This is a genomic window from Streptomyces sp. AV19 (assembly GCF_015999245.1).
In the GTDB taxonomy this organism is placed as follows: domain Bacteria; phylum Actinomycetota; class Actinomycetes; order Streptomycetales; family Streptomycetaceae; genus Streptomyces.
The window spans coordinates 902,561-917,946 of the sequence record NZ_JAEAMR010000007.1 but is presented as its reverse complement, the minus strand read 5'-3'; the positions used below and the strand labels follow the sequence as shown (position 1 = coordinate 917,946).

Here is a 15,386-nt window from a genome sequence, read left to right as displayed (position 1 = left end):
CCGCAGCGGTTCCAGGACCGGGAAGGTACCGCGCGAACACGGGGGAGCTTCGTGCGGAGGACCCGCGGGTGGCGCGACAACCGGCCACCGGTGAGGAGGCGTTGAGCCGACTGATCATCACCGGCGAACCGGCCGACGGGGTACCGACTGCGCCCGGGGATGGACGACGAACGTGGCTTTCCCGCCCCGGCCCGCTTCCACACATCGGATGCCCGGACGTTCCCCCGCACCCGCCGACCTCGGGGGAGTATCAGCGGCTCTTCACGGTCGCGCCGCCGCTCTCGCCTGACAGCGTTTCAGAGGCCTGACGGCGATTCAGAGGGCTCTGCCACCCATCCATCACCCCGAACAACCTCGAACGGGCCCCGGAAACGACGAAGACCCCGCACGATCATCATGATCGCCGGGATCTCGTCAACCGGCCCTGAGTGAACTCAAGAACGGCCGTTGTGTGGACCTGAGGGGATTCGAACCCCTGACCCCCTCGATGCGAACGAGGTGCGCTACCGGACTGCGCCACAGGCCCTTGCAACGAGTGAAACTCTAGCACCCCGTCCGGCCTACGAGAAAATCGCCCTCCTGCCGCCCCCTCGCTGGTCAGCGCGCGGGGGCCGCGGGATGTCAGCCGTTGGCCGCGCGCGGGCGCTCGTCGTCGGCGTACTGGTCGAAGAGCGGGGTGCGGCCGCGCTCGCGCGGGCGGCGGCGCGGCCGGGCGCTGCGGCGGTCCTCGGCGGACGCGGCCTTGCGGTCGAGGGCCGGCTCGGCGGTGCTGGAGCGGGCGGAGCTCCAGGTGTCCGGGGCACCGAGCTCGGCCGAGCCCCCGGCGCGCGGGGCGACGGGCGCGGTGACGTACGTCGGCAGCGGGACCGGCACCGGCTCCCAGCCGTCCTCGCCGTCGGTGCCCCGGTCGCGCTGCTGGTCCACCCACTCGGCGTGGTCGGTCTGCTCGACCAGGGCGCGGCGGCCCGCGCTGCGGGCCGACGGCTTCGCGCTATCGGCGGCGGGGGGCGCCGCCTGCAGGACGGTGTCGGAGGGGGCGGCGACGGTAGTGGGGTCCGCCGCCTGCTGAGGGCGGGGCCGGCCCTCACGCAGCCGCTGCGCGGCCAGCTCGGCGCGCCGCTGGTCCATGACGAACGCGAACCGCCGCCGCTCCTGGATCCGCAGGTAGCAGATGTACGCGCTGAGGAGCAGCGCCGGGATGCCCGGGACCCACAGGAACGCCACTCCGCCCACGCCCGCGACGACCGCGCCCAGGGTGAAGGCGAGGAAGAGCACGACAGTGGTGCGGCGCCGGCGGGCGAGCACCTTCGAACGGCGCGCGCGCTCGGCGGCGGCGGAGGAGGCGGAGGCGGAGGCGGAGGCGGAGGAAGGGGACGCCCGGTCGGGCGCGGGCGCGACGGAGGGCCGGACGGTGACCGTGTCGGTCACGGCGTCCGGCTCGGGGGCCGCCGGGGGTTCCGCCTCCGCCTCCGGGCCCGGGGCGGGCGCGTCGGCGGAGCCGGACACGGCGCGCCCCTCGAGGTCCTTGGCGTAACGGCGCTCCATGCCCGCCCGTCCGGACAGGAGCCGGATGGCGGTGCTGAAGCGTTCCGTCGGACGGGCTTCGTTGAGCTCGTCCTGCCTACGGAGCCACATCGGCACCAAGTAGGCGGCCCAGGCCCCGACGATGACTGCGTAGATCAGGCCGCTGCTGCTCACACTGCACACGGTAGAGGGGCTCGCTCAGCTGATTCCGCCAATTGGCGCGGTGTGTCGCACGAATCGGCTCATAGCTCGAACTTTTTTTGTGATTGTTCGGTTCGGTGTCGCCCGGAGGCGGCCATTCGACGGGAAAGTTCGAATATTTGTTTTATTTCATCGACCCATGCTCCCCCCGGGAGCCGTCCCGCGAGCGGTGCCAGCGGGACAGCAGCCCGTCCATCGCCTCGTCGGCCGTGAGCGCGTAGACCAGGTGGTCGCGCCAGTCCCCGTCGATGTGCAGGTAGCGCGGGCGCAGGCCCTCCTCCCGGAAGCCCAGCTTCTCCACCACCCGGCGGCTGGGCGCGTTCTCGGGACGGATGCAGACCTCGACGCGGTGCAGGCCCAGGCCGCGGAAGCAGTGGTCGACGGCGAGCGCGAGGGAGGTCGGCATGACGCCGCGGCCGGCCACCGCCTCGTCCACCCAGTAGCCGACGTGGGCCGAGCACATCGAGCCCCAGGTGATCCCGGCGACGGTGAGCTGGCCGGCCAGCTGGTCCCGGTACTCGATGACGAAGGGCAGCATGCGCCCGGCGTGGGCCTCGGCGCGCAGGTGGCGGACCATCTGCCGGTAGGTGGGCCGGTGGGCGGGCCGGGCGCCGGGCGGGGGCGGCGGGACCGTCGCCTCCCAGGGGCGCAGCCAGTCGCGGTTGCGCCGGTTGACCTCGCGCCAGGCGCGCTGGTCGCGCATGCGGATCGGCCGCAGGACCACGTCGCCGTCGGCGAGGGCGACCGGCCAGGTGCTCATCGCGGGTTCCGGGGGTCCGGTCCGGGGTGGTCACCGCCGCGCAGCTGGTCCACCGCGTGCGGCAGGAGGCGGGACAGGACGGCGAGGCCGTCGCGCACCCCGCCCGTCGAGCCGGGCAGGTTGACGATCAGCGTGCGGCCCGCCACGCCGGCCAGGCCCCGGGAGAGGGCGGCCGTGGGGACCTTGGCCAGGCCCTCGGCCCGGATGGCCTCGGCGATGCCCGGGACCTCGTAGTCCAGGACGGCGCGGGTGGCCTCGGGGGTGCGGTCGGTGGGCGAGATGCCGGTGCCGCCGGTGGTGAGCACCACGTCGTACGCGTCGGCGACGGCGCGGCGCAGGGCGGCCTCCACCGGGTCGCCGTCGGGCACCACGCGGACGTCCGCGACCTCGAAGCCCAGCGCGGCCAGGCCGTCGGCCAGCAGGGGGCCGCCGCGGTCGGGGTAGACGCCGGCCGCGGCGCGGTTCGAGGCGGTGATCACCAGGGCTCTCACGGCCGCCGCCAGTCGCCGGACTTGCCGCCCGTCTTCTCCTCGACCCGGACGTCGGTGATGACGGCCGCCTTGTCCACCGCCTTGACCATGTCGACCACCGTGAGCGCGGCCGTGGAGACGGCGGTCAGGGCCTCCATCTCCACACCGGTGCGGCCGGTGGTGCGCACGGTGGCGGTGATCTCCACCGCGTCGTCGGCCAGCGCCAGGTCGAGGGTGACGCCGGAGAGGGGCAGCGGGTGGCAGAGCGGAATGATCTCGGGAGTGCGCTTGGCGCCCATGATCCCGGCGATCCGGGCGGTGGCGAGGACGTCGCCCTTGGGCAGGCCCTCGCCGCGCAGCAGCTCCACCACGCGCGGCGAGACGAGCACCCGTCCGCTCGCCCGGGCCGTGCGGGCGGTGACGTCCTTGGCCGAGACGTCGACCATGCGCGCCGCTCCCGCGTCGTCGAGGTGCGTCAGCCGGGCGGGTGGGTGCTGGGCGCTGCTCATCGTTCTCCCGGTCCGGGTCGATGCGGTTGGGGTGGGCAGTCACCGTACCCGGAGCGGTGAGCGGTCGGGCGAGAAGGCCGTCAGTCGAGGCCGTCAGTCGAGAAGGACGACGTCGAGCTCCGCCCCGGCCGGGACGGAGGTGGTGTCCTCCGGGACGACGATCAGGGCGTTGGCGTGGGCGAGGGAGGCGACCAGGTGGGAGCCCGGGCCGCCGACGGGGCTCACCCGGCCGTCCTCGTAACGCCCCCGCAGGTACTGCCGGCGGCCCTTCGGCGAGGCGGTGATCCCGTCGGCGCACTCCGCGCGCACCACGGTCCGGTCGAAGGGCGCGAGGCCCATCAGGGCGCGGACGGCGGGGCGGACAAAGAGCTCGAAGGAGACGTAGGAGCTGACGGGGTTGCCGGGCAGCGCGAAGAGGGGGACGCGGTCGGGGCCGAGCCGGCCGAAGCCCTGGGGCTTGCCGGGCTGCATCGCCAGCCGGCGGAAGGAGACGCTGCCCTCGTCCCCGGTCAGCCCGGAGAGGGCCTCCTTGACGACGTCGTAGGCGCCGACGCTCACGCCGCCGCTGGTGACGACGGCGTCGGCGCGGATGAGCTGGTCCTCCAGGGTGGCGCGCAGGGTCTCGGCGTCGTCGTCGACCGCGCCGACGCGGTAGGCGATGGCGCCGGCGGAGCGGGCGCAGGCGGCGAGGAGGTAGCTGTTGGAGTCGTGGATGCGGCCGGGGGCCAGCGGCTCGCCGGGCGGGACGAGCTCGCTGCCGGTGGACAGGACGACGATCCGGGGGCGCGGGCGGACGGTCACGGTGGCCCGGCCGATCGCGGCGAGGAGGCCGAGCTGGGCGGGGCCGAGGACGGTGCCCGCGGCGAGCGCGAGGTCGCCGGCGGCGACGTCGCTGCCGCGGGCGCGGACGTGGGCGCGGGCGGCGGCGGGGCGGTGGACCCGGACCTCGCCCAGCCCCCCGTCGGGGCCCAGCCGGCGGGCGGACATCGTGGTGGCCGGACCGCCGCCGAGGCCGCCGTCGGTCCACTCGACGGGGACGACGGCCTCGGCGCCCGGCGGCAGCGGCGCCCCGGTCATGATCCGCGCGGCCTCGCCGGGGCCGACGGCGGGCAGTTCGTCGCCGCCCGCCGCGACATCGCCGACGACCCTGAGCACCGCCGGGAACTCCTCGCTCGCGCCCTCGACATCGGCGGTGCGGACCGCGTAGCCGTCCATGGAGCTGTTGTCGAACGGCGGCAGGGCCGCGGGGACGGTGACGTCCTCGACGAGCACGCAGCCCTGGGCGTCCAGGAGTTGGAGCTCGATGGGCTCCAACGGGCGGATTCTGCCCAGGATGTCGGCGAGGTGCTCGTCCACGGACCAGAGCCGGTCCGTGGCGGGAGCCGGGGCTGTATCGGTCAAGGCGCTACATCTCCTCGGTGACGTACCGGCGGAGCCAGGCCCGGAAGTCCGGCCCCAGATCCTCACGTTCGCATGCCAGTCTGACAATGGCACGCAGGTAGTCACCACGGTCACCGGTGTCATAACGGCGCCCCTTGAACACCACACCGTGCACCGGCCCGCCGAGTCCCGGCTCGGCGGCGAGGGCCTGGAGCGCGTCGGTGAGCTGGATCTCGCCGCCGCGGCCGGGCGGGGTCTCGCGCAGCACGTCGAAGATGGCCGGATCGAGCACATAGCGGCCGATCACCGCGTAGTTGCTCGGCGCCTCGGCCGGATCCGGCTTCTCCACCAGGCCGGTGACCTCGACGACGTCCTGGGCGTCGGTGGGCTTGACCGCGGCACAGCCGTAGAGGTGGATCTGCGACGGGTCCACCTCCAGCAGGGCGATCACGCTGCCGCCGCGCCGGCGCTGGATGTCCACCATCCGCGAGAGCAGCGGATCCCGGGCGTCGATCAGGTCGTCGCCCAGCAGCACGGCGAACGGCTCGTCGCCCACGTGCGGCGCGGCGCACAGCACCGCGTGGCCCAGGCCCTTGGGGTCGCCCTGGCGCACGTAGTGCATGGTGCCGAGGTTGCTGGACTCCTGCACGCGGGCCAGACGGGAGGCGTCGCCCTTGCGCCGCAGGGCCTCCTCCAGCTCGTAGTTCCGGTCGAAGTGATCTTCCAGCGGGCGCTTGTTGCGACCGGTGATCATGAGGACGTCGGTCAGGCCGGCCTGGACCGCTTCCTCCACCACGTACTGGATCGCCGGCTTGTCGACGACCGGCAGCATTTCCTTGGGCGTGGCCTTGGTGGCCGGCAGGAAACGGGTACCGAGACCGGCGGCAGGAATGACAGCCTTGCTGATCCGACGTCGCGCGTGAGTCATGGGGCGAACACTATCCGTTGCGAATGGGTGGAAGATGCGGCTCCACCGAGTATGGACCGAGAAAAGGAGTTTGTACGAACAATGGTCAAGTCCGATGTCGACAAGGCCGACTTGCGGCGAACACTGCTCGACCGACGCGCGGCGCTGAGCGCCGAAGCCGTCCGGGAGGCGCAGGAAGCACTGGGGAGGCGCGCGCTCGATCTCCCGGAGCTCGCGGACGCCGGAACCGTGGCCGCCTACGTATCGGTGGGCCGCGAGCCCGGCACCCGAGCGCTGCTGGAGGCGCTGCGCGGACGGGGGGTGCGAGTCCTGCTGCCGGTGCTGCTGCCGGACAACGACCTGGACTGGGGCGTCTACCGGGGCCCGGAGCGCTTGGAGAAGGCGGGGCGGGGCCTGCTGGAGCCGGACGGTGAGCGGCTCGGGCCTTCCGCCGTGACGGAGGCGGACGTCGTGCTGCTGCCCGGACTCGCCGTCGACGGGCGGGGTCTGCGGCTGGGCCGCGGGGGCGGGTCCTACGACCGGGTACTGGCGCGGCTCCCGCGGCCGGGGGCGGTGCGGGTGGTTCTCCTGTACGACGAGGAGGTCGTCGAGCGTGTGCCGGCGGAGGCGCATGATCAGCCGGTGGATGCGGTGGTGACGCCGGGGGGTGTGCGCAGGTTCCGCTGACGCGGTTGGAGTGCCCCAGGCCCTCCCTTTCACCGTTTCTTCCGGGGAGACCCCGGGCCCCATTCGCCCTTCGGGCGAAGTCCTCAAACGCCGGACGGGCTGAGTTCCGCGCCTGTGCGCGAAATCCAGCCCGTCCGGCGTTTGAGGACACCCGCGCGGAGCGCGGCGAGAAACGGTGAAAGTGGGGGTGCCCCCTCTGGGGGAGGGTCCGGGGCACAATCCCCCCGCTCAAGCCCTACGGCTTGAGCGTCAATGTGTCCTCCGTCGCCCTCTTCACCGCCCCCGCCGAATACGCCCACGGCAGCAGCTCCCCCCGCGCCCACATGTCCGTCTGGTCGTAGTAGTGCGCGTTGTACGCGTGCCCGGACGCCCCCGTGAGGTTGATCCAGCGCGACTTGTCGAAGTCGTCGAGGTTGACGACCATCCGCATGGACGGCACCCAGAGCACGTCGTAGCCCCCGGCCGCGTTCCAGCCCGCCGCGTTGACCGCGGCCTCGCCGCCCGCCAGGTTCCACGGGCCGCGGTTGAGCAGCCACTTCACGATGGACGGGCCTTCCTTGCCCAGCGTCTGGTTCTTCAGGTTCAGCTGGTGCAGGCGGCCCCAGCTCCAGGACGAGACGTCCTTGCCGAGCTTGGAGGTCAGCTCCCAGCGCGCGTCCTTCATGGCGCGGGCCAGCAGCTCGTCACGGTTCTTGGAGCCCGGGTTGGCGCGGGTGCCGTTGGTCTTCCACCACGCGTCGTCCGGCTTGTCGATGATGGTGCGGACGACCTCGAACCAGCGGTCGCCGCCGTCCGGCTGCGCGTCGTCCGGCTCGCGCTCGCCGCACTCCATGACCCGGCGGGCCTTGCCGTCGAGGTCCTCCTTGGGCCCCGCGTCGTTGGCCGGTCGCACCCACAGGCACTGGCCCTTGACCCGCAGTTCCTTGGGGAGCTTGTTGCCGAAGGCGAGCTTGAGCGTGTTGCGCCAGACGGCGTTGAAGTACGCGGCGGCGGCCGAGTCGGCGTCCTGGTGGTGGTCCCAGTCCTTCAGCAGTTCCTGCGCCTCGCGCAGGTACTTGGTCTCGCGCTCGTTGGGGCCCTTGAGCTTGACCTTGAGCAGGTATGGCGTCAGCAGCTTGGCGATCTCGCTGCTGTTGTCCATCTGCATCTTCTGCATGTCCTCGGTCGAGATCTTCCCGCCGTCCTTGATCTTCGACCGGATGAGCTCGTTTATGCGCTGGCTGCGGGCGCCGTAGCCCCAGTCCGAGGTGAGCGGGACCGGGTACTTCTTGTCGGCGACGGCCTGGTTGGCGGTCACGATGTAGCCGCGCTTGGGGTTGAGATCCCAGGGCAGCGCGGACTGCGGGACGAAGTCCTTCCAGCTGTAGGCGGGGTCCCAGCCGGGGGCGGGCAGCCGGCCGTCGTGCTTCTTGCCGCGCACCGGGATCCGGCCGGGCGCCTGGTAGCCGATGTTGCCCTTGGTGTCCGCGTAGATCAGGTTCTGCGAGGGGACCGCGAAGTCGGCGGCCGCCTTGCGGAACTCGGTGAAGTCCGAGGCCCGGTTCACGGCGAAGACCGCGTCCATCGTCCTGCCGGGATCGAGGGCCGTCCAGCGCAGCGAGACGGCGTAGCCGTCGGCGCGGTCCGGCGCCGAGCCCTTGACCGGGGCGTCCTGGCCGACCTCGGTCAGCTCGTCGCTGCGGTCGGAGACGATCGGGCCGTTGTCGGTCTCGCGGATGGTGAACTCGCGGTCCTTGCCGCCCGCGACCTTGATGGTCTCCTTGCGGGTGGTCAGCGGCTTCTGCTGCCCGCCGTACTGGTACGTGCCGTCGGCGCCGACCTTCTCCAGGTAGAGGTCCGCGACGTCGGCGCCGAGGTTGGTCATGCCCCAGGCGATGTCCTGGTTGTGGCCGATGACGACGCCCGGCATGCCCGCGAAGGTGTAGCCGGCCACGTCGAACGGGCACTGCTCACTCACCTTGGTGCAGTGCAGGCCCATCTGGTACCAGAGCGAGGGCATCTGCGGCGCGAGGTGCGGGTCGTTGGCGAGCAGCGGCTTGCCGGTGGTCGTGTACTTGCCGGAGACGACCCAGGAGTTGGAACCGATGCCGTTGCCGTTGGGGCCGAGCAGCGCCGGCATCTGGCCGAGCGTCTTCGACAGGGCGGACAGGCCGGTGCGCAGCCCGCCGGTGGCGGAAGCGCCGCCGGGGGTGCCCTTGTTGATGCCGCCGGAGGTGCCATTGGGGGTGCCACCGGTGTTCGTCCCGCTGTTGCCCGTCGTCCCGTTGACGGAACCCTGCTGCGTCCCGGAGGGCGAGGAGGACCCCGACGACGTGCCCTTGGGGTCGAACTCCTTGGCAAGGGCGTTGTAGCCGCCGCCCTCGACGATCGGCTTGTTCCGGTCGTACGGGTAGGCCGGGTAGAGCTGCTCGATCTGCTTCGGGGACAGCCGCGTCGCGGCGAGCGAACGGTCGATCTCGTCCCGCAGGTTGGCGCGCAGGTCCCAGGCCATCGCCTTGAGCCAGGCGACCGAGTCGACCGGGGTCCACTTCTCGGGCTTGTAGTCGTTCTCGAACTCCAGGGCCGCGTACTCCACGGACAGCGACTTGCCCTGGTGGTCCTTGAGGTAGGCGTTGACGCCGTCGGAGTACGCCTGGAGGTACTTCTTGGTGGTCTCCGAGAGCTTGGTGTCGTACTCCTCCTGCGCCACCTTCCGCCAGCCCATGGTGCGGACGAATGCGTCGGTCTCCACCTGTCCGGAGCCGAACATCTCCGAGAGGCGGCCCGCCGTCAGGTGCCGGCGGACGTCCATCTCCCAGAACCGGTCCTGCGCCTGGACGAAGCCCTGCGCGCGGACGAGGTCCTCGGCGTTGTCCGCGTAGACCTGGGGGATCCCGTTCCCGTCCCGCTCAACCTTCACCTGGCCCTTGAGGCCCTGGAGCTGGATCGTGCCGGTGGTCTCCGGGAAGGAGGCGCGGACGGTGTCGACGCCCCAGTACGCCCCGTATCCCGTGCCTCCGACGAGCAGCAGCACGAGGCTGATCCCGAGCAGGCGGGTGCGGCGTCCCTTCTTTTTCTTGCCGGAAGGGCCGGTGTTGTTGGAGGGCATCGCTGTCCTTCGCGGGGCCGGGTGGTCCTGGAGTGCTGGAAGCAACCATAGGCGCAGGGCGCCCGGCGGCCGGACGCGGAGTCGTCACCGCCGCTTCGGGCGCCCGTCGGCCGAACCACCGAAGGGCGTTAAGAACCCGTAAAATATTAGGAGAGGAAACGAAATTCCGGTCGTCCACAGGAACGTTCCGTCATGCGACGGCCGGGGTTCTAGTGATGGGAGCGGCCCCTGACTGTCCACCACCTCAACGAACTCATGCTCGTCTGCTCGCTCGTGCTGCTGATCGCGGTGGCGGCGGTACGGGTCTCCTCCCGCAGTGGGCTCCCCAGCCTGCTCATCTATCTCGGCATCGGCGTCGCGATAGGCCAGGACGGCATAGGCGTCAGCTTCGACGACGTCGGCCTGACCCAGGTCATCGGTTACGCCGCGCTCGTCGTGATCCTCGCCGAGGGCGGTCTCGGCACCAAGTGGCACGAGATCAAACCGGCGCTGCCCGCCGCCGCCGTCCTGTCCACCTTCGGCGTCGCGCTGAGCGTCGGCGTCACGGCGGCCGCCGCCCACTACCTGGCCGACGTGGAGTGGCGTCAGTCACTGATCATCGGCGCGGTCGTCTCCTCGACCGACGCGGCGGCGGTCTTCTCCGTCCTGCGGAACGTTCCGCTCCCCTCCCGGCTGACCGGTGTCCTGGAGGCCGAGTCCGGCTTCAACGACGCCCCCGTCGTCATCCTCGTCGTCGCCTTCTCGGCCGCCGGACCGGTCGAGCACTGGTACCTGCTTCTCGGCAAGATCGCCCTGGAGCTGGCCATCGGCGCGGCCGTGGGCCTGGCCGTCGGCTTCCTCGGCGCGTACGCCATGCGGCACATCGCCCTGCCGGCCTCCGGCCTCTATCCCATCGCGGTGATGGCCATCGCGACCGTCGCCTACGCGGGCGGCGCGCTCGCCCACGGCTCCGGCTTCCTCGCCGTCTACCTCGCGGCGCTGATCCTGGGCAACGCCAAGCTGCCGCACTGGCCGGCCACCCGGGGGTTCGCCGAGGGGCTCGGCTGGATCGCCCAGATCGGCATGTTCGTCCTGCTCGGCCTGCTGGTCACCCCGCACGAGCTGGGGGACGACATCCTGCCCGCGCTCGTGGTCGGGCTGGTGCTGACGATGGTGGCCCGGCCGGTGTCGGTCTTCCTGAGCACCGCCCCGTTCCGGACCCCCTGGCGGGAGAAGGTCCTGCTCTCCTGGGCCGGGCTGCGCGGTGCCGTGCCCATCGTGCTGGCCACCATCCCCATGGTGGCGGCCGTGCCCGACAGCCGGCGGATCTTCAACATCGTCTTCGTCCTGGTGATCGTCTACACCCTGGTCCAGGGCCCGACGCTGCCCTGGCTGGCCCGCCGGCTCGACCTGGGCCGGGCCGAGGCCGAGGACCTGGGCATCGAATCGGCCCCGCTGGAGCGGCTGCGCGGGCACCTGCTGTCGGTGTCGGTCCCCGAGGGCTCCAGGATGCACGGCGTGGAGGTGGCGGAGCTGCGGCTGCCCGCCGGATCGGCCGTCACGCTGGTGGTCCGCGAGGGCGCCAGCTTCGTGCCGGGGCCGACGACCGTGCTGCGGCAGGGGGACGAACTGCTGGTGGTGGCCACCGACCCGGTGCGCGACGCGACCGAGCGGCGGTTGCGGGCGGTCGCCGAGGGCGGCAAGCTCGCCGGCTGGCTGGGCACGGGCAATGGGACGTCCGTTGCCGTTCCGGGGAAAACCGGCCGGAAACGTGCGCCAGGTATGGTAGGGAGGAAGTAAGTACTTCCTGCTCAATACATCGAACCAACTCTGCCTGATGCAGAGCTGGCGCGACCGCACGGCGGCCGCGGCCGCGACAAGGCGGCCGGAGCGGTATCTACCACGGTCCTGCGCGAGAGGACAGCTCTCGGCGCGCTCCGTGCGGTGATGCCGTGCGGGGCGTGCTACCAGGCGGCGGAAAGGCCAGGCCGTGGCAGGCACGGTCAACGAATCCGCCGGGGCGCGTCCCGGGTACGGTCAGCTGCTGCGCACGCGCGGCGCCTGGACGTTCCTGCTCCCCGGCTTTCTGGCCCGGCAGCCGTTCGCGATGCTCACCATCGGCATCCTGCTGCTCGTCCAGAACACCACCGGCTCGTACACCACGGCGGGCGCCGTCTCGGCGACCGCCGGTGTGTCGATGGCGCTGTTCGCACCGCAGGGCGGCAAGCTCGCGGACCGCTTCGGACAGGCCGCCGTGCTGCTGCCCGGCGTGATCGTGCACGCGGCCGCGATCTCGCTGGTGATCACGCTGGCGCTGTCGGACGCGCCACTGTGGGCGCTGTTCGCGGCGGCGGTTCCGGCCGGCGCGTCCACCCCCCAGATAGGCCCGATGGTCCGGGCCCGCTGGGCGGCCAAGCTGGACGGGTCGCCGCTGATGGCGACCTCGGCCGCCTTCGAGTCCGTCACCGACGAGTTCACCTTTGTGATCGGCCCGGTGCTGGCCACCGCGCTGTGCACCGGGGTGCACCCGTCGGCGGGCCTGGTCGCCGAGGCGGTGCTGACCGTCGTCGGCGGCCTGCTCTTCGCCACGCAGCGGCGCACCCAGCCGCAGGCCAGCCGGGCGGCCGGCGCGGGCAAGCGGGAGAAGGGCGCCTCGGCGCTGTCGGTGACGGGCGTGCGCGTCCTGGCGATCATCTTCCTCGGCATCGGCTCGGTCTTCGGTGGCATGCAGATGTCGCTGACCGCCTTCACCAAGGAGATCGGCGAGCCGGGCATCAACGGTCTGCTCTACGGGGCGTTCGCGGCCGGGAACATGATCGCGGGCATCGTCGTCGGCACCGTCGCCTGGCGCAGCAGCCCGCAGCGCCGGCTGCTGATCGCCTACCCGCTGCTGGCCCTGGCCACCACGCCGCTGTGGGCCGCGCACTCCGTGCCGCTGCTGGGCGGGCTCGGCCTGATCGTCGGCCTGTGCATCGCCCCGGCGCTGATCACCGGCTACACCCTGGTCGAGAAGCTGGTCCCGGCCGAGTCCCGCACCGAGGCGTTCACCTGGCTCACCGGCGCGGTGGGCCTCGGCCAGGCGGCGGGCTCGACGGCGGCCGGCAAGCTGGTCGACAAGTTCAGCGCGCATACCGGCTTCCTGGTGCCGCTGTGCGGCACGGCGCTGGCGCTGCTGGTCCTGCTGGCGCTGCGGCGCAGCCTCACTCCCCCGGCCTCGGTGTCGCACGTCGCGGCACGTGGGGTCGGTCACCGCGAGCTCGTCCCGGTGGACTGACGCGCGGGAATACTGCACTATGGAGCGTCGTTAGCACTCATCGAGTGAGAGTGCCAGGAGGAGCAAGTGCCGACTTACCAGTACCAGTGCACCGAGTGCGGCGAGGGCCTCGAGGCGGTGCAGAAGTTCACCGATGACGCCTTGACCGTGTGCCCGAGCTGCGACGGACGCCTGAAGAAGGTGTTCTCCGCGGTCGGCATCGTCTTCAAGGGCTCCGGCTTCTACCGCAACGACAGCCGTGGCGCGTCGTCGAGCAGCAGCCCGGCGAAGTCGTCGTCCACGTCGTCTTCTTCGTCGTCGTCTTCCTCGGCCCCTGCTTCGAGCACGGCCTCGTCGAGCTCCTCGACGAGCTCCTCGACAAGCACGAGCAGCAGCTCGTCGGCCGCCTGACGCACTCACTCCCGCGCATCCTTCGACGGAGCCCGTCGCCTCTTCGCGAGGCGGCGGGCTCCGTCGCGTCCGCGGGCTTGATCGGCTCTCGGGGGCGCGGGCTAGGGTGACGGCATGGTCAACACGAGCACGGCCGATGCTCTCGGCCAACGGACGGGTCCCCGGGCGGAGATAGGCGTCATCGGGGGATCCGGTTTCTACTCCTTCCTCGACGACGTGACCGAGCTCACCGTGGAGACGCCCTACGGCCCGCCGAGCGATTCCCTGTTCCTCGGCGAGGTGGCGGGCCGCCGGGTCGCCTTCCTCCCCCGCCACGGCCGCGGCCACCACCTGCCGCCGCACCGCATCAACTACCGGGCCAACCTGTGGGCCCTGCGCTCGGTGGGCGTGCGCCAGGTGCTGGGCCCGTGCGCGGCGGGCGGGCTGCGGGAGGAGTACGGACCGGGGACGCTCCTGGTGCCCGACCAGCTGGTGGACCGGACGAAGGCGCGGGCGCAGACCTACTACGACGGCGAACCGCTGCCGGACGGCACGGTGCCGGAGGTCGTCCACCTCCCCTTCGCCGACCCCTACTGCCCCGTCGGGCGGGCCGCCGCGCTGGCCGCGGCGCGCGGGCGCGACTGGGAGCCGGTGGACGGCGGGACGATGGTGGTGGTCGAGGGGCCGCGCTTCTCGACCCGCGCGGAATCGCGCTGGCACGCGGCGCAGGGCTGGTCGGTGGTCGGCATGACCGGGCACCCGGAGGCGGCGCTCGCCCGTGAACTGGGCCTCTGCTACACGTCGATGGCACTGGTCACGGACCTGGACGCCGGTGCCGGGACAGGGGACGGCGTCACGCACCACGACGTGCTGCGGGTCTTCGCCCAGAACGTGGAGCGGCTGCGCGGGGTGCTCTTCGACGTGGTGGGCGCCCTTCCGGCGGACGGGGACCGCGACTGCCCGTGCACGCACGCGCTCGACGGCTGGGAGCTGGGCATCCGGCTGCCCTGACCCTCGACCGTCGCCCCTCGCCCCTCGCTCCGGCTGGGGTCTCACCCTGCGGGGTGACCGGGTTTTCCACAAGCCGCGGTCTGTCCACAGGCCCCAGCGGGATCCGGGAAAAGCCGGGATCGTGGGGAGCGTCCTTCCGGCTCCACGGAACTCCACGGGACTTCCGGGAGTCCTTGGAACTCCCCACGACGGGCGGTGGTTTCCGTGTCCCCTTTTCCTTCTCCCTCCCCCTGCTCCTCTCCCGCGTCCTCGCACACGTCCGGGCCGTCCTCGCCGGGCTCGCTTCCCTCCTGGGCACCACCCCCGGCGTGCGCGGTCCCGCACTTCGCGCCGGTGCGCATCGGGCGCCGGCGTGGTGCGGCGGCGGGATGGGTAGCGCTCGTGGCCGGGGTGGTGATCCCGTGCTCGGCGCTGCTGGCCTGCTGGGGTCTCCGCTGATCGTGTTCGCGGATTGGACACACCGGGCGGACGTTCTCGTATGGTGTGCAGTCCACTATTCCGGGACATCCGGTGCAGACGAGTGCGGAGAGAGGCTGTTCGGTGAGCGAGAAGAGGACGGGGATCCTCGGGGGCTTCAAGGCGTTCCTGATGCGGGGCAACGTGGTCGACCTGGCGGTCGCCGTTGTCATCGGCGCGGCGTTCACCAACATCGTGAACTCTGTGGTCAAGGGCGTGATCAACCCGATCGTGGGCGCCTTCGGCACCACGGACCTGGACCGTTACGCAGCCTGCCTCAAGGGGCCGTGCGAGAAGAACGCGGCCGGGGAGGCGACCCAGGGCGTCTACATCCAGTGGGGTTCGGTGGTGAGCGCCTCGCTCACCTTCCTGATCACCGCGGCGGTCGTCTACTTCCTGATGCTGCTCCCCATGAAGCGCTGGCAGGACCGCCAGGCGGCCCGCCGCCCCGCGGAGAACGGCCCGGCCGAGCCGACCGAGATCGAACTGCTGGCGCAGATCCGGGACACGCTGATCGAGCAGCGCCGCGGCCCGGGGACGGACTCGGTGCCCGCACCGCGCTAGCCGGGTGCGCCGCCCCTCGGATCATTCGGATCCTTCGGCTCAGAGGTGGTGCGGCGGCTTCTCGTCCAGGAAGCGGGCCAGGTCGGCGGCGGCATCGGTGCCCGTCGGCCGCTCGCCCCAGCCCCGGTCCGTGTCGTCCTGGGAGGGACGGTCCAGCGGATCGTCGAAGACGAGGGCGGGCCTGGGTTCGGGGGCTGTGCTCATGGC

General features: G+C 72.0%; 14 protein-coding genes and 1 tRNA gene. 6 read left to right on the top strand and 9 right to left on the bottom strand.

Going from position 1 to position 15,386, the window contains the following annotated elements:
* Window positions 1-452 precede the first annotated feature (452 nt).
* From I5Q34_RS13905 to galU, 7 genes are all read right to left on the bottom strand, one after another.
* A tRNA-Ala gene (locus I5Q34_RS13905) sits at window positions 453-526 on the bottom strand.
* A 95-nt stretch (window positions 527-621) separates the two neighbouring features.
* Complete coding sequence (gene glpR / locus I5Q34_RS13900) at window positions 622-1,698, bottom strand: gephyrin-like molybdotransferase receptor GlpR (RefSeq protein ID WP_199892481.1); 1,077 nt, start codon at window positions 1,696-1,698, stop codon at window positions 622-624.
* Window positions 1,699-1,849: 151 nt separating this feature from the next.
* Entirely contained in the window at window positions 1,850-2,485 is a 636-nt protein-coding gene (locus I5Q34_RS13895; RefSeq protein ID WP_199892480.1) for a GNAT family N-acetyltransferase, read from the bottom strand.
* Window positions 2,482-2,988, bottom strand: coding sequence for a molybdenum cofactor biosynthesis protein B (locus I5Q34_RS13890; RefSeq protein WP_277965486.1), 507 nt, complete (start codon window positions 2,986-2,988; stop codon window positions 2,482-2,484). The genes I5Q34_RS13895 and I5Q34_RS13890 overlap by 4 nt, the downstream gene beginning before the upstream one ends.
* Entirely contained in the window at window positions 2,973-3,464 is a 492-nt protein-coding gene (gene moaC / locus I5Q34_RS13885; protein WP_199892478.1) for a cyclic pyranopterin monophosphate synthase MoaC, read from the bottom strand. The genes I5Q34_RS13890 and moaC overlap by 16 nt, the downstream gene beginning before the upstream one ends.
* 93 nt (window positions 3,465-3,557) lie before the next feature.
* The gene (glp, locus tag I5Q34_RS13880) at window positions 3,558-4,865 is read right to left on the bottom strand and encodes a gephyrin-like molybdotransferase Glp (protein ID WP_234428756.1); all 1,308 of its coding nucleotides are present in this window, start codon (window positions 4,863-4,865) and stop codon (window positions 3,558-3,560) included.
* 4 nt (window positions 4,866-4,869) lie between these two features.
* Window positions 4,870-5,772, bottom strand: coding sequence for a UTP--glucose-1-phosphate uridylyltransferase GalU (gene galU, locus I5Q34_RS13875; RefSeq protein ID WP_199892476.1), 903 nt, complete (start codon window positions 5,770-5,772; stop codon window positions 4,870-4,872).
* 81 nt (window positions 5,773-5,853) lie between these two features.
* Between galU and I5Q34_RS13870 the strand changes: the two genes are divergently transcribed.
* Window positions 5,854-6,438 (top strand): 5-formyltetrahydrofolate cyclo-ligase, encoded by a 585-nt coding sequence (locus I5Q34_RS13870; RefSeq protein ID WP_199892475.1) that lies wholly within the window; start codon window positions 5,854-5,856, stop codon window positions 6,436-6,438.
* Between the two features lie 235 nt (window positions 6,439-6,673).
* On the opposite strand, the gene I5Q34_RS13865 is transcribed toward I5Q34_RS13870, so the two are convergent.
* Window positions 6,674-9,526 carry a penicillin acylase family protein gene (locus I5Q34_RS13865; protein WP_199892474.1) on the bottom strand — a complete coding sequence of 951 codons (2,853 nt, stop codon included), beginning with the start codon at window positions 9,524-9,526 and terminating at the stop codon, window positions 6,674-6,676.
* A gap of 255 nt (window positions 9,527-9,781) precedes the next feature.
* On the opposite strand from I5Q34_RS13865, the gene I5Q34_RS13860 reads away from it, so the two are divergent.
* The 5 genes from I5Q34_RS13860 to mscL all read left to right on the top strand — a co-directional run bounded on the left by I5Q34_RS13860 (window position 9,782) and on the right by mscL (window position 15,179).
* Complete coding sequence (locus tag I5Q34_RS13860; RefSeq protein WP_199892473.1) at window positions 9,782-11,305, top strand: potassium/proton antiporter; 1,524 nt, start codon at window positions 9,782-9,784, stop codon at window positions 11,303-11,305.
* A 190-nt stretch (window positions 11,306-11,495) separates the two neighbouring features.
* Window positions 11,496-12,779 carry an MFS transporter gene (locus I5Q34_RS13855; protein ID WP_199892472.1) on the top strand — a complete coding sequence of 428 codons (1,284 nt, stop codon included), beginning with the start codon at window positions 11,496-11,498 and terminating at the stop codon, window positions 12,777-12,779.
* Window positions 12,780-12,845: 66 nt separating this feature from the next.
* Complete coding sequence (locus I5Q34_RS13850) at window positions 12,846-13,169, top strand: FmdB family zinc ribbon protein (protein ID WP_199892471.1); 324 nt, start codon at window positions 12,846-12,848, stop codon at window positions 13,167-13,169.
* A gap of 114 nt (window positions 13,170-13,283) precedes the next feature.
* A complete protein-coding gene (locus I5Q34_RS13845; protein WP_199892470.1) occupies window positions 13,284-14,159 on the top strand; it encodes an S-methyl-5'-thioadenosine phosphorylase in 876 nt (291 codons plus the stop codon).
* Window positions 14,160-14,699: 540 nt separating this feature from the next.
* Window positions 14,700-15,179 carry a large conductance mechanosensitive channel protein MscL gene (gene mscL / locus I5Q34_RS13840; RefSeq protein ID WP_199892469.1) on the top strand — a complete coding sequence of 160 codons (480 nt, stop codon included), beginning with the start codon at window positions 14,700-14,702 and terminating at the stop codon, window positions 15,177-15,179.
* Between the two features lie 39 nt (window positions 15,180-15,218).
* On the opposite strand, the gene I5Q34_RS13835 is transcribed toward mscL, so the two are convergent.
* Window positions 15,219-15,383, bottom strand: coding sequence for a hypothetical protein (locus tag I5Q34_RS13835; protein ID WP_199892468.1), 165 nt, complete (start codon window positions 15,381-15,383; stop codon window positions 15,219-15,221).
* Window positions 15,384-15,386: the final 3 nt, after the last annotated feature.

Coding starts and splice junctions, on each gene's coding strand:
- galU (WP_199892476.1), bottom strand. CDS start 5,772: ATGACTCACGCGCGACGTCGGATCAGCAAGGCTGTCATTCCTGCCGCC.
- I5Q34_RS13835 (WP_199892468.1), bottom strand. CDS start 15,383: ATGAGCACAGCCCCCGAACCCAGGCCCGCCCTCGTCTTCGACGATCCG.
- moaC (WP_199892478.1), bottom strand. CDS start 3,464: ATGAGCAGCGCCCAGCACCCACCCGCCCGGCTGACGCACCTCGACGAC.
- I5Q34_RS13860 (WP_199892473.1), top strand. CDS start 9,782: ATGCTCGTCTGCTCGCTCGTGCTGCTGATCGCGGTGGCGGCGGTACGG.
- I5Q34_RS13895 (WP_199892480.1), bottom strand. CDS start 2,485: ATGAGCACCTGGCCGGTCGCCCTCGCCGACGGCGACGTGGTCCTGCGG.
- I5Q34_RS13865 (WP_199892474.1), bottom strand. CDS start 9,526: ATGCCCTCCAACAACACCGGCCCTTCCGGCAAGAAAAAGAAGGGACGC.
- I5Q34_RS13845 (WP_199892470.1), top strand. CDS start 13,284: ATGGTCAACACGAGCACGGCCGATGCTCTCGGCCAACGGACGGGTCCC.
- I5Q34_RS13870 (WP_199892475.1), top strand. CDS start 5,854: ATGGTCAAGTCCGATGTCGACAAGGCCGACTTGCGGCGAACACTGCTC.